The organism is Propioniciclava sp. LT432, from assembly GCF_059515965.1.
In genome coordinates this window covers 1-18463 of sequence record NZ_JCAKNE010000005.1, presented here as the reverse complement: position 1 = coordinate 18463, position 18463 = coordinate 1, and the positions used below count along the sequence as shown (strand labels likewise).

The 18463-nt window shown below is 68.8% G+C and carries 18 protein-coding genes, 1 tRNA gene and 2 pseudogenes; 17 read left to right on the top strand and 4 right to left on the bottom strand.

Features of this window, described 5'->3' with window-relative positions; all coding sequences use genetic code 11:
• Nucleotides 1-40 precede the first annotated feature (40 nt).
• From AC5YDV_RS03525 to AC5YDV_RS03495, 7 genes are all read left to right on the top strand, one after another.
• The gene (locus AC5YDV_RS03525; RefSeq protein ID WP_496184475.1) at nucleotides 41-223 is read left to right on the top strand and encodes a ubiquitin-like protein Pup; all 183 of its coding nucleotides are present in this window, start codon (nucleotides 41-43) and stop codon (nucleotides 221-223) included.
• The gene (locus AC5YDV_RS03520; RefSeq protein ID WP_496184474.1) at nucleotides 220-1293 is read left to right on the top strand and encodes a prephenate dehydrogenase; all 1074 of its coding nucleotides are present in this window, start codon (nucleotides 220-222) and stop codon (nucleotides 1291-1293) included. The genes AC5YDV_RS03525 and AC5YDV_RS03520 overlap by 4 nt, the downstream gene beginning before the upstream one ends.
• 62 nt (nucleotides 1294-1355) lie before the next feature.
• Nucleotides 1356-2024: a (d)CMP kinase gene (gene cmk, locus AC5YDV_RS03515; protein WP_496184473.1), complete on the top strand. Its 669-nt coding sequence runs from the start codon at nucleotides 1356-1358 to the stop codon at nucleotides 2022-2024.
• Nucleotides 2021-3343, top strand: coding sequence for a ribosome biogenesis GTPase Der (gene der, locus AC5YDV_RS03510; protein WP_496184472.1), 1323 nt, complete (start codon nucleotides 2021-2023; stop codon nucleotides 3341-3343). Before cmk ends, der begins: the two co-directional genes overlap by 4 nt.
• The gene (locus AC5YDV_RS03505) at nucleotides 3344-4630 is read left to right on the top strand and encodes an MFS transporter (protein ID WP_496184471.1); all 1287 of its coding nucleotides are present in this window, start codon (nucleotides 3344-3346) and stop codon (nucleotides 4628-4630) included.
• A gap of 16 nt (nucleotides 4631-4646) precedes the next feature.
• Complete coding sequence (locus AC5YDV_RS03500; RefSeq protein WP_496184470.1) at nucleotides 4647-5699, top strand: alanine racemase; 1053 nt, start codon at nucleotides 4647-4649, stop codon at nucleotides 5697-5699.
• On the top strand, nucleotides 5699-6667 hold the full coding sequence (locus AC5YDV_RS03495) for a DMT family transporter (RefSeq protein WP_496184469.1): 969 nt from the start codon (nucleotides 5699-5701) through the stop codon (nucleotides 6665-6667). The genes AC5YDV_RS03500 and AC5YDV_RS03495 overlap by 1 nt, the downstream gene beginning before the upstream one ends.
• Nucleotides 6668-6669: 2 nt before the next feature.
• Here AC5YDV_RS03495 and AC5YDV_RS03490 read toward each other — a convergent pair whose 3' ends face one another.
• Together AC5YDV_RS03490 and AC5YDV_RS03485 are read right to left on the bottom strand one after the other, a co-directional pair.
• Nucleotides 6670-7284: a class I SAM-dependent methyltransferase gene (locus tag AC5YDV_RS03490; protein WP_496184468.1), complete on the bottom strand. Its 615-nt coding sequence runs from the start codon at nucleotides 7282-7284 to the stop codon at nucleotides 6670-6672.
• 60 nt (nucleotides 7285-7344) lie between these two features.
• Complete coding sequence (locus AC5YDV_RS03485) at nucleotides 7345-7596, bottom strand: hypothetical protein (RefSeq protein WP_496184467.1); 252 nt, start codon at nucleotides 7594-7596, stop codon at nucleotides 7345-7347.
• Nucleotides 7597-7793: 197 nt separating this feature from the next.
• Between AC5YDV_RS03485 and AC5YDV_RS03480 the strand changes: the two genes are divergently transcribed.
• Nucleotides 7794-7867 (top strand) — tRNA-Pro (locus tag AC5YDV_RS03480).
• Nucleotides 7868-8345: 478 nt separating this feature from the next.
• Here the strand turns inward: AC5YDV_RS03480 and AC5YDV_RS03475 are convergent.
• Nucleotides 8346-8735: pseudogene (locus tag AC5YDV_RS03475) on the bottom strand (ISL3 family transposase); the annotation flags it as partial.
• Nucleotides 8736-8871: 136 nt separating this feature from the next.
• Here AC5YDV_RS03475 and AC5YDV_RS03470 point away from each other — a divergent pair.
• From AC5YDV_RS03470 to AC5YDV_RS03435, 8 genes and pseudogenes are all read left to right on the top strand, one after another.
• Entirely contained in the window at nucleotides 8872-9546 is a 675-nt protein-coding gene (locus tag AC5YDV_RS03470; protein WP_496184982.1) for an RCC1 domain-containing protein, read from the top strand.
• 45 nt (nucleotides 9547-9591) lie between these two features.
• The gene (locus tag AC5YDV_RS03465; RefSeq protein WP_496184983.1) at nucleotides 9592-9882 is read left to right on the top strand and encodes a transposase; all 291 of its coding nucleotides are present in this window, start codon (nucleotides 9592-9594) and stop codon (nucleotides 9880-9882) included.
• A 2-nt stretch (nucleotides 9883-9884) separates the two neighbouring features.
• Nucleotides 9885-10817 (top strand): IS3 family transposase, encoded by a 933-nt coding sequence (locus tag AC5YDV_RS03460; RefSeq protein WP_496192329.1) that lies wholly within the window; start codon nucleotides 9885-9887, stop codon nucleotides 10815-10817.
• A gap of 31 nt (nucleotides 10818-10848) precedes the next feature.
• A pseudogene (locus AC5YDV_RS03455) lies at nucleotides 10849-11025 on the top strand (DDE-type integrase/transposase/recombinase); the annotation flags it as partial.
• A gap of 243 nt (nucleotides 11026-11268) precedes the next feature.
• The gene (locus AC5YDV_RS03450) at nucleotides 11269-12414 is read left to right on the top strand and encodes an IS110 family RNA-guided transposase (RefSeq protein WP_496184985.1); all 1146 of its coding nucleotides are present in this window, start codon (nucleotides 11269-11271) and stop codon (nucleotides 12412-12414) included.
• 32 nt (nucleotides 12415-12446) lie between these two features.
• On the top strand, nucleotides 12447-12701 hold the full coding sequence (locus AC5YDV_RS03445; RefSeq protein ID WP_496184986.1) for an IS3 family transposase: 255 nt from the start codon (nucleotides 12447-12449) through the stop codon (nucleotides 12699-12701).
• A gap of 572 nt (nucleotides 12702-13273) precedes the next feature.
• Entirely contained in the window at nucleotides 13274-13819 is a 546-nt protein-coding gene (locus AC5YDV_RS03440; protein WP_496184987.1) for a tetratricopeptide repeat protein, read from the top strand.
• A gap of 61 nt (nucleotides 13820-13880) precedes the next feature.
• Nucleotides 13881-14885 (top strand): glycosyltransferase family 2 protein, encoded by a 1005-nt coding sequence (locus AC5YDV_RS03435; protein WP_496184988.1) that lies wholly within the window; start codon nucleotides 13881-13883, stop codon nucleotides 14883-14885.
• A gap of 13 nt (nucleotides 14886-14898) precedes the next feature.
• On the opposite strand, the gene AC5YDV_RS03430 is transcribed toward AC5YDV_RS03435, so the two are convergent.
• Nucleotides 14899-16296 carry a polysaccharide pyruvyl transferase family protein gene (locus AC5YDV_RS03430; RefSeq protein ID WP_496184989.1) on the bottom strand — a complete coding sequence of 466 codons (1398 nt, stop codon included), beginning with the start codon at nucleotides 16294-16296 and terminating at the stop codon, nucleotides 14899-14901.
• 997 nt (nucleotides 16297-17293) lie between these two features.
• On the opposite strand from AC5YDV_RS03430, the gene AC5YDV_RS03425 reads away from it, so the two are divergent.
• The coding region (locus tag AC5YDV_RS03425; RefSeq protein ID WP_496184990.1) for a hypothetical protein at nucleotides 17294-18463 on the top strand (1170 nt) is incomplete at its 3' end.

Genomic DNA, 18463 nt, shown 5'->3' with positions numbered 1-18463 from the left:
GCCGGTAGACTCGGCCGCGGCCACGATCGGGGAGGACACCATGAGCGAACGCATCCAGCGTCAGCGCGGCACCTCCAGCCAGCGCGAGGAGGCCACCGAGCCCCTCACCACCGGGCAGCACCAGGCCGACGACCTCGATGCGCTCCTCGACGAGATCGACCTCGTCCTCGAGTCCGACGCGGAGGAGTACGTCAAGGGCTTCGTCCAGAAGGGTGGCCAGTGATCGAGGTCAGCCTGAGCCCCGCCGTCGTGATCGGGACCGGGCTCGTCGGGGCGTCCGTCGCCATGGCGCTCACGCGCGCCGGCGTCGCGGTGCACCTGGAGGACAAGCACCGCTCCCATGCCCTGGTCGCCGCCTCCCGGGGCGCGGGCACGGTCGAGCCGGTGGATCCGCTCCTGGTCCGCCTGGTCGTCGTCGCCACCCCACCCCAAGCGCTGGCCGGAGTCATCTTCGACGCGCTGCAGCGGTTCCCGAACGCCACCATCACCGATGTGGGTTCGGTCAAGGGTGTCGTGCTCTCGGCGTTGCGGGCGACCGGTGTCGACCTGTCCCGCTACTGCGGTTCCCACCCGATGGCCGGCTCGCAGAAGGACGGCCCGCTGACCGCCCGCGCCGAGCTGTTCGAGGACCGCACCTGGGTGATCACCCCGCACGACACCTCCGCGGCCCAGTCGGTCCTCGTCGTGCGCAAGGTCGCGGAAGTCTGCGGCGCGCGACTGGTCACGATGGCGGCCCAGCACCACGACGAGGCCGTGGGGCAGGTCTCCCACGTGCCGCAGCTGATGAGTGCGCTCGTCGCCGGAGGGCTGCTCGACGTTCCCGGGGAGCACCTCAGGCTCGCCGGCCAGGGGCTGCGCGACGTCACCCGCATCGCCGGCGGCGACCCCAAGCTGTGGCGCCAGATCATCTCGGCGAACCACCGCGCACTGCGCATCGAGTTGCAGGAACTGCACGCCGACCTGGGCCGCCTCATCGAGGTCATCGACGACCCGGACGCCGTCGAGGCCTTCCTGGCCCGCGGCCGCGAGGGCACCCGCGTCCTGCCGGGCAAGCACGGCTCGCTCCCGGCCGACTGGGCCGAGGTCGTCGTCGAGATCCCGGACGCCCCGGGTTCCCTTGCCCGGTTGTTCGCCGACGTCGAAGCGGCGGGGGTCAACGTCGAGGACGTCACCATCGACCACGACACCCAGGCCGAGCGCGGGTGGCTGGCCATCCACGTGGAGCGTCCGGCAGCGGGCCGCCTCACCGAGGCCATGGTCGAGGCCGGGTGGACGGTGCGGCCGGCCGCGTGACGCCGGGCGCCGTCGCGCACCGGATGGCAGGACGCCACCCCTGGTCCCGGTAGACTGCCCCGGTGCCAGCCGACCGACTCGTGATCGCCATCGATGGGCCCAGTGGGTCCGGGAAGTCGTCGACCGCCCGCGAGGTCGCCCGCAGGCTCAACCTGGCATACCTCGACACGGGCGCCATGTACCGGGCCGTCGCCGTCGCCTTCCTCGACGCGGGGGTCAGCCCCGACGACACGGCGGGCGTCATCGGAGCGACGACGAGCGCCGACATCGAGATCAGCCTCAACCCCGACGAGACCTGGGTGCGGGTCAACGGCCGCGACGTCACCCGGGAGATCCGGGAGCCGCGGACGGCGGCGAACGTCTCGGCCGTCTCGACCATCCCGGAGTGTCGCGAGGATTTGGTCCGTCGCCAGCGCGTCCTCATGGACGCCGACCCCCGCGGGTGCGTCGCCGAGGGCCGCGACATCACCACCGTCGTGTACCCCGACGCCGACCTGCGCCTGTTGCTGACCGCCTCACCCGAGGTGCGGTTGGCCCGGCGCGGCGGCGAGCTGGGCGGACGCCTCGACGCCGACCAACTGCGCGACCAGGTGCTCCGCCGCGACGCCGCCGACTCGAAGCTGGTGGACTTCATGACCGCCGCCGACGGCGTCCGGCTCCTCGACACCTCCGACCTGTCGTTCGACGAGGTCGTCGACACCATCGTCGCCCTTGCCAAGGAGATCCCGTGACCGACATCAAGCCCGTCCTCGCCGTCGTGGGGCGCCCCAACGTGGGCAAGTCCCAGCTGGTGAACCGCATTCTGGGGCGGCGCGAGGCCGTGGTGCAGGACCTGCCGGGTGTGACCCGCGACCGCGTCAGCTACGACGCGACCTGGAACGGCCGCGACTTCATCGTCGTCGACACCGGCGGTTGGGTCAGTGACGCGGAGGGGATGGCGGCACGCATCGCCGAGCAGGCCGAACTGGCGATCGGGGCGGCGGACGCCGTCCTCTTCGTGGTGGACGCCACCGTCGGGATCACCGACGAGGACGAGGCCGTCGTGCGGGTGTTGCGCCGCTCCGGAAAGCCGGTCGTCCTCGCCGCCAACAAGGTGGACGACCAGCGCCTCGAGGCCGAGGCGGCCGCCATGTGGAACTTGGGGCTGGGGGAGCCGTATCCGGTCTCGGCGCTGCACGGCCGGGGGTCGGGCGACCTGCTGGACGCCGTCCTCGAGGCGCTGCCCGAGGCGCCGGCCGCCGAGTGGGAGGAGGTCAGCGGTCCGCGCCGCGTCGCCATCGTCGGCAAGCCCAATGTCGGCAAGAGCTCGCTGCTGAACAAGCTGTCGGGTCAACAGCGCTCCGTGGTGGACAACGCGTCCGGCACGACGGTCGACCCGGTCGACGAGCTCGTTGAGCTGGGCGGTGAGGTCTACCGCTTCATCGACACCGCGGGCCTGCGCCGGCGGGTCAAGGAGGCGTCCGGGCACGAGTACTACGCCTCGTTGCGGACGCAGCAGGCGATCGAACGTGCCGAGGTGTGCGTCGTCGTCATCGACGCCTCGGAGACGATCTCGGACCAGGACCTCAAGATCCTCACCATGGTCGAGGAGGCCGGCAAGGCCATGGTCATCGCCTACAACAAGTGGGACCTCACCGATGACGAGCGCCGTCGCTACCTCGACCGGGAGATCGAGCGGGACATCCATGCGTTCGGCTGGGCGCCGCACGTCAACATCTCCGCGCTGACCGGCCGCAACGTCGACAAGCTGAAGAAGGCCGTGGACGCCGCCCTCGAGGGCTGGGAGACCCGCGTGTCCACGGGCAGCCTCAACGCGTTCCTCGGCCGTGTGGCCGCCGCCCACCCGCACCCGGTGCGCTCGGGGAAGCAGCCGCGCATCCTGTTCGGCACCCAGGCGCAGAACTGCCCGCCCACCTTCGTCCTGTTCACCTCGGGCAAGCTGGACCCCCAGTACGAACGCTTCGTCGAGCGGCGGCTCCGTGAGGAATTCGGCTTCGTGGGCACCCCGGTCGCCGTGGAGGTGCGCGCGCGCGAGAGGCGTGGCCGCTAAGTGCAACTGAGGTCCCTCTTCGCCGACACACGCCCACTCCGGACGCCGGCGTTCCGTCGGCTGTGGACGGCGAACATCGTCACCGTCATCGGCGCCCAACTGACCGTGGTCGCCGTGCCCGCCCAGATCTGGTCGCTGACCAACTCGTCGGCGATGGTCGGCCTGACCGGCCTGTTCGGCCTCGTGCCGCTCGTCGTGTTCGGGCTGTGGGGCGGGGCGCTGGCCGACCACATGGACCGCCGCACGCTCCTGATCGGCACCACTACCGGGCTCATCGTGACCTCGGGCCTGTTCACGCTGTTGGCCGCGCTCGGGAACACCAACGTCTGGCTGTTGCTGACGGTCTTCGCCCTGCAGCAGGCCTTCTTCGCCATCAACCAGCCAACCCGACAGGCGATCCTGCCCGCCCTGCTCCCGGCCGACCAGCTCGCCTCGGCCAACGCCCTGAGCATGACGGTCATGTCCGCCGGTGCGATCGCCGGCCCGTTGGTGGGCGGCGCCCTGATCCCCGTGCTGGGCTTCGCCTGGCTCTACGGCCTCGACACCGTCCTCCTGTTCGCGACGTTGTGGGCGGTGGTTGCCTTGCCGCCGCTGCCCGTGCAGGGCGGGGTGACGAAGCCGCCGGGCCTGCGCAGCATCGTGGACGGGCTGGCGTACCTGCGCCTCCACCCGATCCTGATGATGTCGTTCGTCGTCGACCTCATCGCCATGGTGTTCGGCATGCCGCGGGCCCTGTTCCCCCAGATCGCGAACCTCGACTTCGGCGGCCCCGCCGAGGGCGGCCTCGCGTTCGCCCTGCTGTACGCGGCGATCCCCGCCGGCGCCGTGGTGGGAGGCGTGTTCAGCGGGTGGGTCGCCCGGGTGCGCCGAACCGGTGCCGCGGTGCTGTGGTGCATCGCCGCCTGGGGCGTGACGATCGTGGTGTTCGGTGTGTCCGTGGGGCTGGCGCACCTCACCCCGACGCTCATGTTGACCCTGGGTGTCGCCGCGCTCGCCGCTGCTGGTGTCGCCGACATGGCGTCCGCCGCGTTCCGCCAGTCCATCCTGTTGGCGGCGGCCGACGACGCGGTGCGCGGACGCCTGCAGGGAATCTTCATCATCGTGGTGGTCGGGGGGCCCCGCATCGCGGACGTGGTGCACGGCGCCGCCGCCTCCGCGGTGGGTACGGCCGGCGCGACCATCGGTGGCGGCGTGCTCGTCCTCGTCGGGCTCGCCATCGCTGCCATCGCCAGCCCCGCCTTCGCCCGGTTCCGCCTCACGGCGGGAGCAGCGCGGCATTCGTCCTGACGGCTACGGTGTTCGCATGCCGTCCTCCCTGCCACCCACGCCCTTCCTGGCCATCGACGCCACCGTGCTCGAGGCCAACGTCGAACGCGTGGCGAACTGGGCCGACGACCGTGGACTCCGCCTGAGGCCGCACGTCAAGACGCACAAGAGCCCCGAGATCGCCCACCTGCAGGAGGACGCCGGCGTCGCCGGCATCACCGTCGCCACGATCGGTGAGGCGGAGGTCTTCGCCCAGTCAGGGTTCGACGACCTGTTCATCGCCTATCCCCTGTGGCTCGACGACGAGCGCAGACGCGGATTGGGGTCGCTGACCGAGCGCGCCACCGTCCGGGTCGGATTCGATTCCCTGGAGTCCGCCCGGCGGCTCGCCGGCATGGGTGCGACGGCGCTCGTGGAGATCGACTCGGGCCACCATCGCTCAGGTGTCGCCCCGTCGGACGCCGGCCGGCTCGCGTCCCGTGCGGCCGATGCGGGCCTGGAGATCGTGGGCGTGTTCACGTTCCCCGGCCACAGCTATGCCGTCGGAGGACGCGAGGCCGCGGCAGCGCAGGAGGCCGCGGCGCTGGCGTCCGCCGTGGCGTCGTTCGGCGCGGTCGGACTGGCCGCCGAGGTGATCTCCGGCGGCTCGACCCCCAGCCTGGCTGCGACGGGCGAGGGACTCAACGAGACCCGTCCGGGGGTGTACGTCTTCAACGACGCCCAGCAGTGGGAACTCGGCGCCTGCACTCCCGAACAGATCGCGCTCACCTGCCACGCGACCATCGTCAGCCATGCGGGCGGACGCCTCGTGCTCGACTCCGGCTCGAAGATCCTCGGCGCGGATCGTCCGGACTGGGCGTCCGGCTTCGGGCGCCTGCTCGACCACCCGGACGCCCGGGTCGTGATGCTGTCCGAACACCACGCCGTCGTCGACCTCGGCGGCGAACCACTTCCGCCGCTCGGCTCCACCGTGCGCGTGGTTCCGAACCACGCCTGCAACGCCGTCAACCTGGTGGACGAGTACGCGGTGCTGGAGGGTGGTCGTTTCGTCGACCGCTGGGCCGTCGCGGCGCGAGGGATGAACGTGTGATGGACCGCCCCGGCAACCGCGCCGTGAGCCTGACCATCGCGCTCCTGTCCGCAGCACTCTTTGCCACATCCGGGTCGTTCGCCCGGCCGCTGCTGGACGCCGGCTGGTCACCCGCTGCCGCCGTGGTCGTCCGGTTGGGCCTGGCCGCGGTCCTGCTCGCCGTCCCGGCCGCCCTCGCGCTACGGGGACGGTGGCACGTGCTGCGGGACGCGTGGCGTCCGATTGTGGCCTACGGCCTGCTGGGCGGTGCCGCGGTGCAGGTGGCCTACTTCAACGCGATCACCTACATCGAGGTCGGCATCGCCCTGATGTTGGAGTACCTCGGTGTCGTGCTGGTCGTGCTGTTCGTGTGGGCCCGCACTCGGCGTCGCCCCGGTCCGGTGACGCTCACCGGGATGGTGGTGGCCGTCACGGGCCTGGCCGTCATCCTGAACCCCGCCGACCTCGCCTCAGCCGACTTGAGGGGAGTGGCGTGGGGGCTGTTCGCGGCCACCGGAATGGCCGTGTACTTCATCGTGTCCGCCGAGACCGCGAACATCCCACCGGTGGCGTTCGTCGCGTCCGGTCTGGGCGTGGGTGCGCTGGCGCTGCTGGCGGCTGGCCTGATGGGACTCGCACCCCTCCAGGCGACGACGAACGATGTCGTCATCTTCGGCACGGCCTTGCCGTGGTGGACTCCGCTGCTGGAGTTGGCGGTGTTCGCGGCGGCTCTGGCCTACGTCTCGGGGTTCGTGGCAGCGCGCAGGCTGGGGGCCACCGTGGCCAGCTTCGTGGGGCTCACCGAGGTGGTGTTCGCCGTGCTGTGGGCCTGGCTGCTGCTGGGTGAGCTGCCCGGCCCGATGCAGTTGCTCGGCGGCACGGTCCTGGTGGGTGGCGTCGCCGCCGTGCAGGCGGGCATCCTGCGCGACACGGTGCGACGGCCCACGGCGGTCGTCGACGTGGCCGAGACGTCCGCTCGGACGGCCTGAGGTCAGGCGCTGCGGCGTCCGGTGACGAGGAAGACGTCGAACTCGCGGGTCTGCCCGTGCTTCTCCTTGGTGATGCGCGCGGCGGTCCGTTCGCTGACGTCCGTGTAACCCGCCTCCTCCAGGACTGCGACCAGGGCATGGCGGTCGACCCCGTGGTGACCGTCGAAGTCATCGTCGTGGAAGTGGTTGGCGGGGTCGGAATCGAGGTCCGCCAGGGCGACCCAGCCGCCGAGCTTCACGCTGTGGGTCAGGTTGCGGAGGACTGCGCCCGTGTCGTGGATGTGGTGCAGGGCCATCGCTGAGTAGGCCACGTCGACCGGGTAGGGGAGCGGGGCGACCGACAGGTCATGGTTCACCACCACGTAGCGATCGGGGGCGACGGCCGCATGCTCCCGCGCCACGTCGAGCATGCCGTCGGCCACGTCGGCCAAGGTGACGTGGCCCACTCGGTCTCCGAGCTGCCACGTCACCTGCCCCGTGCCGCACCCGAACTCGAAGCCGCTCCACGCGGGGTCCAGGGGGATCGCCTGAGCGATCGCATCCGCGATCGTGGCCGATCGGGCGATCTTGTCCGGGGAGTCCCAGGTGCGGGCGGAGGCATCGAAGTCAGTCGGCATGGGGCCATGGTGCCACTGCCCGGTGGGACAGGGGTGCCTTCAGGTGCTCGTCCGGGCTGGTCAGGCCTTGTGGGCCCCCGAGTCATCGGCCTCCGAGCCGCCGGAAGGGGAGCCCTTCGTCTCGAAGCCCAAGGTCTCGGGGCGTCCGTCGATCACCTGGATGTACTTGTCCTCCGCGGATTCCTCGCCCTCAACCTCCTCATGGGGCTTGTCGAGATCCACCACGGGCTGAGTCACCTCGCGGAGCGGGTCTCGCGGGGAGTCGTTGTCGTCGAGACGGTCGTCTCGAGGGTCCAGCGTGGGATTGGTCATGATCTCTCTCCTCACTACCGGAACCGGCGGCGCGGGTCCGATATCTCAGCATGGGTTGGGCATCTGTGCTTGTCAAGGGATTGTTGATGCGGCGAAGGCTGCGCGCTCCCGCGCCGCGTCGTGGACGATTCCACAGCAGGGCGGATGTTGGTGTAGTGTTCAACGCCGTGGCCAAGCTCGAAGGAGCAGGTCACGGGCGGGCTGTAGCGCAGCTTGGTAGCGCACTTGACTGGGGGTCAAGGGGTCGCAGGTTCAAATCCTGTCAGCCCGACCGTCTGACTAGGGCAAATGCTCTAGTCGACGCGTTTCGTGCCAGATTGTGGCCAGATGTGGCGACACCGGCCACGGTGAGGTGTCGCATACTGTCTGAACGGCCTCCCGCCGGCCAATTGGCCTCGTAGCTGGCGACGCCCTCGGCCACTGAGTCGGGGCCGCCCACTCGGTTGGGGGTAAGCCTCTGGGTCAGGCTGCCGGGATGATGTTGTTCAGGCGGTACTGAAGGCGGCCATGGCGTCCCGGTTGACGGGCTGGGTTGGGCGAAGGTGCCATCGTCCCAGCCGGTGGAGATGCCCTTGTCGGCCAACCAGGAGACTTCCAGGTAGAACTGTGTCTCGGGGGGCATGTCGACAAGCGGGCTCACTGTGGGGCCGTGAAGGCCGGTTCTCGGCGAACCGAGCGGGCGTTGTCCGGGAGCATCCTGCCAGAAGGCGACGGTCGCAGGACCGCGCTCACCCCCGACTCATCGACACGATGACCTGGACGCCGTCGAACCGCTTGGGATCATCGATCAGGGCCCGCTTGCCTTCGGCGAGGACCGCGTCGTTGGCGGTGTTCCACGACACCGCGAGGCCTTCGGCGATCCCGGCGACGGTCACGTGGGCGACCACGATGCCTTCCAACGCCCAGCGCAACGCCCGCCGGGACAACTTCGCCCGCGGTTCTGCGGCCTTGCTGGTGTCTTGGCGCCACACGTGGCCGCATTCGACGCACCGGTAGCGGCGCACGGTGACCAGCACGAGTGTGGGTCGCCAGCCGAACGGCTCGTGCGTCAGCCGACGGACCACGGTGCCACGCGGGATGCCCTCACCGCCGCAGCGACGGCACCACTGGTCGGGATCGACGACCCGGCAGGAAACAACCTGTAAACGCCAGTGCCGCCCACAGTTAATCGGACAGACCCGATTTGGCTGCGCACCCTCGTGAGGAGTGCAAGGCTCTTGTAGTGGGGTCGTCGGTGACCTCAGGCCTCATTCATTGACGCGCCAGGAGGATGACATGTCTGAATCAAGATGGGCGTCCGCTGCGCGTCCACGACGTCTCGTCGCCACCCCTCTTGGGAGAGGTTGGCGCAGACGTGTTGCTGCGCTCACGTTGGGCCTGCTAATTGCGCTGTCGGTGCCGGGTCATGTGCTCAGCGCATCAGCGGCGACGAGTTCCCCGGCAGTCTCCGTCTCGGCCGGGTACATGCACACCTGCGCCCTGCTCTCGGACGGCACCGTGCAGTGCTGGGGAGACAACTACTCGGGCCAGCTCGGTGACGGGAGCACCGCGAACAGCTACATCCCGGTCCCCGTCACCGGTCTTTCCGACGCGCGGGCGATCGCGGCCGGCGGAGCCCATACTTGCGCGCTCATCGCCGACGGCACCGTGAAGTGCTGGGGAGCGAACTCCTCGGGCCAACTCGGTGACGGCAGCACCGGGGACAGGCTGACCCCGGTTACGGTCCAGGGGATTTCAACGGCCACAGCGATCACCGCCGAGACTGCCCACACCTGCGCACTCCTGGCCGACCAGACCGTCAAGTGCTGGGGCGCCAACTGGTTCGGTGAGCTGGGTAATGGCTCAACAACCGACAACCCATCGCCTATCCCCGTACCGGTGAGCGGGCTCTCTGGCGCCGTGGCAATCACTGCCGGGCGGTGGCACACCTGTGCGCTGATGGCCAACTGAGGTTCCCCCGGATCCGTGGAGGCATCAGCTATAAGGAGTAGCACGATGTCTGAGAAGCGAACCAAGTACGACGCCGAGTTCCGTGAGGGTGCGGTCCGGATCGTCGAGGAGACTGGCAAGAGCGTGGCGGCGGTAGCCCGTGACCTCGGTGTGAACGAGGGCACCCTCGGCAACTGGGTGGTCAAGGCCCGCGACGCGCGCACCGGTGCGAGGGGCCTGTCGGAGGCCGACTACGACGAGTTGAAGCGGTTGCGCGCCGAGAACGCCGAGCTCCGGATGGAGCGTGATGTCCTCAAGCGATCCGTGGTCCTGTGGGTGAAGGAGGCGACGAAGTGAGCGTGGCACGCTTCATCGCCGACCAGAGGACCAAGCATCGGGTGCCACACACGCTCACCTGCGCCCTGCTCGGGGTCAGCCTGGCCTGGTTCTACAAGTGGCTGGGCAGGGCGTCGGGGCCGTCGGCGGCCAGCGGCCTGCACACCGTCCGCGACCGGCGGCGTGACACCGTTGACCGGGCCGTCAAGGTCGCGTTCGGCAAGGCGAAGGGACTGCACGGTTCACCCCGTCTGGTGTGGGACCTACGCGATTCGGGATGGACGGTGAACGAGAAGACCGTCGCCGGCTCGATGCGCCGCCAAGGGCTCGTGGCAAGGCGGATCAGACGGCGCAACGGGCTGACCCGACAGGATCGGACCGCACCGAAGTTCCCCGACCTGCTCAAACGGAACTTCACCGCCGACCGCATCAACGCCAAATGGGTCGGCGACATGACCGAGATCCCCACCGAGCACGGCAAGCTGTACCTGGCGACCGTGATCGACCTGTACTCCCGCCGGCTCCTCGGCGCGGCCACCGGGCTGCACCCCGACGCCGAACTGGCTGGCCAGGCGATCAAGATGGCCGTCGCCACCCGGGGCGGCAGGGCGGCGATCTGGCGGGCCGAGGAGTCCGAGCGGGTCGTCTTCCACACCGACCGCGGTTCCACCTACACGGCGAACGCGTTCACCAGACTGTGCACCCAGCAGGGCATTCGCCAGTCCATGGGCCGCGTCGGCTCCTGCTTCGACAACGCCGCCGCCGAAGCGTTCTTCAGCAGCCTGGAGTGGGAGGTCCTCTCGCGACACACCTTCGCCGACACCCGCCAAGCCCAAGCCGTCGTGATGGACTGGTGCTACGGCTTCTACAACCACGACCGGCGCCACTCGAGTGCCGACATGAAGAGCCCGATCAACTACGAGCAGACCGCGGCCCCCAACCGGGAAGCCGCGTAAAGCAACCCTCCACGATTCGGGGGGAACCACAATCAAGATGGCCGTCGCCACGCGGGGCGGCAGGGCGGCGATCTGGCGGGCCGAGGAGTCCGAGCGGGTCGTCTTCCACACCGACCGCGGTTCCACCTACACGGCGAACGCGTTCACCAGACTGTGCACCCAGCAGGGCATTCGCCAGTCCATGGGCCGCGTCGGCTCCTGCTTCGACTGCGAGCATCGTGACTGCGCCACCACCTGGGGTCTGACCCTTGCTTATGACCGGCCCTGCGGGTGCCCTCGCGTTGACGTGTCGGCCCCGGGTGGTGGCGTTCACCAGGCTGCTGGCCGGGTGGGCAGTGACCTGATAGGAGCCTGACTCGACCAGGGCCTCATCGCAGTCCTGTCCGCCCACTCCGGCCAGCTGAGCCATGGACAGCCCGCCCGGAAAGTGCGAGAGAGGATCCACAGCCCGATGCCCAGCATGCAGCTTCGCCGCGACGATGTCATCGTCGGCGTCGACACCCACAAGGACAACCACGTCGCCGTTGCGATCGACGGCTTTGGCGGCCGGCTCGGCGACATCCTCGTGCCCACCACCATCGCCGGGTTTGAGGAGCTCCTCGCCTTCTGTCTGGCCTTCGTCGGGTCGGCCGGTCGGCTGATCGGGTTCGGTGTCGAGGGCACCGGCTCCTACGGGGTCGGCTTGGCGCGCTACCTGCGCAACCACGGTCACGACGTCCACGAGATCGCCCGCCCTGCACGGGCCGCGGAACGTCGACTCGCAGGGAAGAACGACACCATCGATGCCGAGCACGCTGCACGCCAGCTCCTGGCTGGGCACGGGCTGTCGACACCGAAGACCGCTGACGGCGCGGTCGAAACGATCAGGCTGGTCAAGATCGCCTACGACGGTGCCGTTCAAGCCCGCACGACCGCGATGATCACGCTCAAGGCGACCCTCGCGACCGGGAGCGAGACACTACGTGCAGAGCTGGAGAGACTGACCGATCACAAGCTGATCCTCGCCTGCGCGGCGCTGGAGGGTCCGACACCTCTGCCGCCCGTGCGCCGTGGCGCGCCTGCCGTTGTTGTGCCGGGCGACCCGGATGTGGCGATGCGACACGTGCTGTCCTCGATGGCGAAGCGTTGGCTGGCGCTGCACGAGGAGGCCAAGGCTCACGCCGCATCACTGAAGGCACTCACTGCGGCCGCTGCGCCCCAGCTCGTCGAGGCCGTCGGCGTCGGCTACGACACTGCGGCACAGATGCTGATCACCGCCGGCGACAACGCCAACCGGATCAAGTCCGAGGCAGCGTTTGCCAAGATGTGTGGCGCGTGCCCGATCCCGGCTGGATCCGGCAAGACCAACAGCCGGCACCGTCTGTACCGCGGCGGGAACCGGCAGGCCAACGCCGCGCTGTATCGCGTGGTCATCGTGCGCATGCGCTGGCATCAGCCGACGATCGACTACGTGGCCCGTCGCACCGCCGAGGGCATGTCGAAGCGGGAGATCATCCGGTGCCTGAAGCGGTACCTCGCTCGCGAGCTCTTCCGCCTGCTGCCGGCCCCGGACGCCATCGCCAAGCCCGTTAATGGAGAGCTCGAAATCGCGGCCTGATCGACTTGACGATCTATAGGAGCATCAATGCGATGGCCGAGGCACTCAACTCGTTGTTCAAGGCCGAGTGCATCCGCAACCCCGTGATGCGACCCCAAGGCGGCTGGAAGTCCGTGGTCGATGTCGAGATCGCCGTCGCCGAGTACGTCGACTGGTACAACCACCGGCGCCTCCACGGTGAGGTCGGGCTCGTCCCGCCCGCCGAGTACGAGACCAACCACTGGGCGACCCAGCCCGTCGAGCACTACCGTAAGAACCCGGTCCTCACCGAGGTCGGAACCAACTAACCGAGCCTCCACGAAACCCGGGGCGGTTCACCGGGCAACCCAAGCGGTAGCCTGCTCGAAACCAGCCGACACACCCGCACCCCGGGGGCCGAAGCCCCACACGGCCACCCCGACCCCGCCTCCGCCGACCCATCCGCCACAATCACCACCCGGCGAGCCCCCACCGATAGATCAGCGTTTCCCTAGGGTACGCCGGTCACGTCGACGGGTCGGGCGTGTTGCTCCTGGGGTGCAGCCGGGTGGTACATGCACTCGTCAACGACCGGCACCGAGGCCGGCGTCGTGGGTCGCGGGGACGAGGTCGGTTCCCTCGGCGGGGACGCAGCCTGTCTCGCCTCTGAGGGGACTGGGCGCCCTTCTTGGGGCGGCGGGGTGATCGCTGCCTGCACGCGTGCCCTCACGACGGCCCAGTTCGGGTTCAGTGCCGAGAACCCGTCCTTCCCGTCCTCGAACGAGACCGACGCCAGAGAGGCGTCCTTGATCCGGAGGGCCGGCCAGACGAGCGCGGGCAATTCGCCGGCGGGGATGTCGGTGCTGACGAGGGAGCGAGTGGCCCGCGTGATCGCATCTTGGTGGCCGGCGGCTGGTGCGCCGGTACGTTGCTGGCCACGGAGGCGGCGTACTCGGACGCCTTGGAAGATCCCCTCGACCCGGCGGCCCGGCTGGAGGAGATCGCCGGGAGTCGCACTTGGGATCCCGATTTCCGGCGTCGCATCGCCTTCTCCTTGGTTCGGCTCGCCGAGTCGGGGGCCGCCAACCCGACGCGCGTCGTCGCGGTAGTCCGGGAGATGTGTGACCCCTTGCCTAGGTCGGTCGAGTGTCTGCTCACGCGCGCCGACGCTGAGGACCTGTCCGGCGACCATGACGCCGCACTGGAGACGTTGAGGGAGGCGCGGGAACTGGACGCTACCAACGTAGACACCGCGCTGAAGTCCGGAATCGCCTTGGCCGGGAAGGGGGACTACGCGGCGGCCGAGGGAGCCTTCCGGCGGGCGGCCGAGTTGCGTCCGTCCGCGTCCGAACCGTGGCGCAACGTAGCCCAACTGTTCCGACTGCAAGGCCGTCCGGAAGACGCCGCAGATGCGGCACAACGAGCGGAGTCGCTCCCGCCGCGATGACATCCGGGCGGACATTCCAGTTCGCGGGCGCCGGACCCGACCGTCGGACTAGGGTGGGCGCGTGATTCAGTGGGCCAAGGTCAGTGTCATTGTGCGGACGAAGGACCGGCCGCTGCTGTTGCGTCGTGCACTGGCCGATGTGGTGAGGCAGACCTTCACAGACTGGCGCATGGTCGTCGTCAACGACGTGGGTGATCCGGAGACGGTGGACCGACTGGTCGCGGCTCTGGACGAGGACGCGCGGTCGCGGATCGACGTGCTCCATCGGACCGAGTCGACGGGCATGGAGTCGGCCTCCAACGCTGGCTTGGCCGCCTCGTCGAGCGAGTTCGTGTGCATCCACGACGATGACGACACGTGGGACCCGCGGTTTCTGGAAGCCACGGTCGAGCATCTGGACGCTCACCCGGACGACGTCGCCGTGACCGTGCGGACCGACATCGTGTTCGAGGAGATCCGCGGAGACCGGGTGGTGGAGTTACGTCGGGAGTCGTTCTGGCCCGACCTGCCCGCCATCACCCTGTTCGACCTGCTGCGGACGAACCGGTTCGTCCCCATCTCGCTTCTGTACCGCCGCGGGGTCCACGAGTCTGTGGGGCCCTACCGGGAAGACCTGCCGGTGGTCGGAGACTGGGAGTTCCACCTGCGGCTGGCGCGTGCGTCGAATATCGGTCTCATCGACAGGAAGCTGGCCTTCTGGCATCAACGTCCCGCGCAGGAGGGGGCGCTGGGCAACAGCGTATTCGTCGGTGCCGCCGCGCACGATCGTGCCGACCTTCTGGTTCGCAATCAGGAGCTCAAGAGTTATGTCGAAACCCATGGGTTGGGGGAACTGCTCTACCTGACCCGCTACCTCCAGGGAGAGTTCGACCATCTGCATCGGCGCCTCGACACGATCGAAGGCCGACTTGACCACTTGGAGCGGCGTGCGGACCCCGTCGAGCGGCGCCTGAATCACTTCGATCGGCGTCTGGACCACTTGGAGGAGAAGGTCACTGAGGTCGGATTCACCGCCATGGCGCGTCGCAAGTACTGGGCGCTGAGGAACGCCGTCAAGCGGAACTGAATCGTCGCGCGCGTTAGCGTGCGGACGCCGCCGCGTAGGATCCCTCACGCTGCTCCTCTAGCCAGGCGACCATGCCCTCTCCTTCAGCGCGAAGGTCAGCGAGGTACTCGTGCCGGGCGGATGCGACTGCTGGCGGCGGCGTGAGGGGTGGCGGGAAGGCGAGCGGCCCGGGCGACACGGCATCACCGGACAGCGCCCCTACCAAGGCATCCCAACGGCGCGCGTGGCTGGCGTAGAGGGCGTCCGCATGGTTGACAAGATGCGCCTGCACCCGATGGCGGGCGTCCCACGCGGCGCCCAGGGCTGCGACGGCCTGCCCTTGCCGGAGTGCCTCCATCGGCACCGTCCAGCCGCCCAGCCCGTGGTTGGCCATGGCGCCGTCCACCCGGATGTCGGTGTAGTGGTCGGGCACAAGAGCGAAGGTGGGCACCGCCCGTGAGCAGGCGAACACGGCCGGGTGGTAGCGGCTGGTGATGACCATCGCAGCGCCCAGCACTGCGTCCGCGGCCTCGTCCGCGGACCCCAGCGGAAGCGCCCGGACGCGGCCCGACGTCGACAAGTCGGCGATGGATCGGTGGAATGCCACGTCGACGTCTTCGCCGTCGGGACGGCCCATGTGCGGGACCAACTCCACGTCCGCCCCGAAGCGATGGACGACGTTGTCCAGCAGCGCAGCGAGGAGGTAGACCGCTTCCTCGTGCCCAAGGCGACCTGTGCTGGGGCTGAAGGTGGCAACCACCCGGGGTGACGTTGCGCCCCCGGGGGGCCGGCTGTCACGTCGCCAGCCGGCTGCGTCGTCCAGCCCCCCCAGGATGGCCGGGTGGTCGGGCGCAAGTTCGCGGGCGAGCTGGACCGAGTGCCGCTCCCGTAGGGAGACAAGGGCGCAAGACGTCAGGAGCTCGGAGAGAACGCCGCGATCGTGGAGCGTCAGCGCCGGGCCGAGTGTTTGCCCGCTCAGCGCGACAGGCTTGCCAAGGGTGCGGGCCACCTGCGCCGTCGCGGCGCGCTCGTGCAGCAGCCAGCCGTAGATGGAGTTCAGGTTGCCGCCACCGGCGATGAGCACGGCGTCGACGCCCCGAATGGTCTCAATGAGCGCGGAGACGGCGGGCGTGGACGCCGCGGACCGGTCCCGCGCTGCGGCCGCTACGGTGGACAGGAATCGCTCGCGCTCTGCCGGCGGCCACGGAAACGGGAGCGTGGGGGCCGCGTCGACGTCACCGAAGTGGCGTCGTGTGTGCTCGACATCGCGGCTGAGCAGGACCACGTCCACGCCGCGCCGCGTCAACTCCTCGAACGCTGCGTGCCCGATCGCCTCATCACCCACGTGGTAGACGGGTTGCCCAATGTCGGCCAGCACGGCCACGCGCAGGCGGCCGTGCCGCCGGGACTGGTCCTGCACCGACTGGCTCACAGCGTCCTCATCGATCAACTCCGGCCGCCACGGCGGCGACCAGGCTCTGACAGGAGTGCAGGGCACGTCGATCGGCGAGGACGCTTCGGTTGCTGCTGGCGTACATGCGCGTCCCTTCCCGTCGTGACCGCTCGAACGCTGTTCCCCGCTCCACACTAGCGTCGTTTCGCACGATCCAACGGAGTCCCCGCACGTAGGTGCGCGGACCCAGGGCGGTGACCACGTCCGTGAGTGACGGTGAGCATCTCGTAAACGGCATCATCGAACGCCGGGGTCGCCGAGGTGAAGGCCGCATACTCGGGTTGGGCACCGTAGGGTGCACCGCCCGCGGGTCACCAAAGCTTTGCATGTGGCTCCACCCGGCAGCGCGGCTCGCCCCCCGAAATCCCGAAAGAAACAGGTACCTACGAGTCAGCGCCGGCGGAATCGAGGCTGATCTGATCTCGCAGTTCATTCGGAACCGGCCCCGAGTCGCTGGCCCACGCATTAGGCTCGCCGTGGGTTCGCTGGGGAGGCGCTCGCGCCCACCGTCCTCGCTGTAGAGGACCGGCCCCCCAGTGCCCACCGGAACCACCACCTCGCAGAGGGCACTGACATGAGAATTGCTCGTATCACCCGTGGATTCGTAGTTGGCCTGACGGCCTGCCTCCTCGCCCTCTCTTCAGCCGCGCCGAGCGTGGCGGTGGAAGGGGTGTCCGCTGACCCCGTTCCGACAGTTGTTTCCACCCCCGAGCCGACCGCGCCCAGCCCCCAAGTGGAGGTCGTGGAGGAACTACCCGCTGCCCCTGCGGCGCTTCCGGACACGACACCTTCCCCGTCCGTAGCTCTCCCAGAAGAATCCCGCGCCGATCCTTCTGCCGCACCAGAGTCGGAGATGCCCCCGGCGGCAGACGCGGCAGCAGCCGCCGAGGACCCGTGTGCGGCGGTGCCGTTGGCTGAATGGGGTAAGGCGTTGCCTGGTGCTGGCACGCGTGAGGGTGACAGCGAGTGCTTCACCGTGACCACTGGTGCTTACGGCCAGTACCTGTTGCGCACCAACAGGGTGAACTCTTCTTGGAGCCACTACGTGGACGTGTATGACGCCGGTGGCGTGGCTGTCACCAGTTCGTGGGTGTCCAGTTCTCCGCTGGAGCTCACGCTCAAGGCGAACCACACTTACCGGTTCGTGTACAGCGGTGACCCGGCCGGCTACCCCAACACGTACACTTTTGGCCTGTTCGACGTGAACGGGTCGACCGGTTGTTCGAGCGTTATCGACACCAGTTGGACCGCACCCGGACTGGTCGCTTCCCTCCCGACCGGCGGGGAGATCACCTGTCATCAGTTCACCGCCAACCTCGGCGAGTACATCCGCTTGTCCAGTGTTGATGCCACGGGCCGCGGCTACGTCGACGTCTATGCCGCCAATGGAACCAAGATTTGTGCGACTAGTGGGGGCGCCACCAGTTGCCAACTCAACGCGTACGGCCCTTACCGGCTCCTCACCCGCAGTTCCAGCGACAACACCCCAGTCCAAACCACCACCTACTTGAACAACATCACTGCAGCCGCTGAATGTGCGGCGGTGCCGTTGGCTGAATGGGGTAAGGCGTTGCCTGGTGCTGGCACGCGTGAGGGTGACAGCGAGTGCTTCACCGTGACCACTGGTGCTTACGGCCAGTACCTGTTGCGCACCAACAGGGTGAACTCTTCTTGGAGCCACTACGTGGACGTGTATGACGCCGGTGGCGTGGCTGTCACCAGTTCGTGGGTGTCCAGTTCTCCGCTGGAGCTCACGCTCAAGGCGAACCACACTTACCGGTTCGTGTACAGCGGTGACCCGGCCGGCTACCCCAACACGTACACTTTTGGCCTGTTCGACGTGAACGGGTCGACCGGTTGTTCGAGCGTTATCGACACCAGTTGGACCGCACCCGGACTGGTCGCTTCCCTCCCGACCGGCGGGGAGATCACCTGTCATCAGTTCACCGCCAACCTCGGCGAGTACATCCGCTTGTCCAGTGTTGATGCCACGGGCCGCGGCTACGTCGACGTCTATGCCGCCAATGGAACCAAGATTTGTGCGACTAGTGGGGGCGCCACCAGTTGCCAACTCAACGCGTACGGCCCTTACCGGCTCCTCACCCGCAGTTCCAGCGACAACACCCCAGTCCAAACCACCACCTAC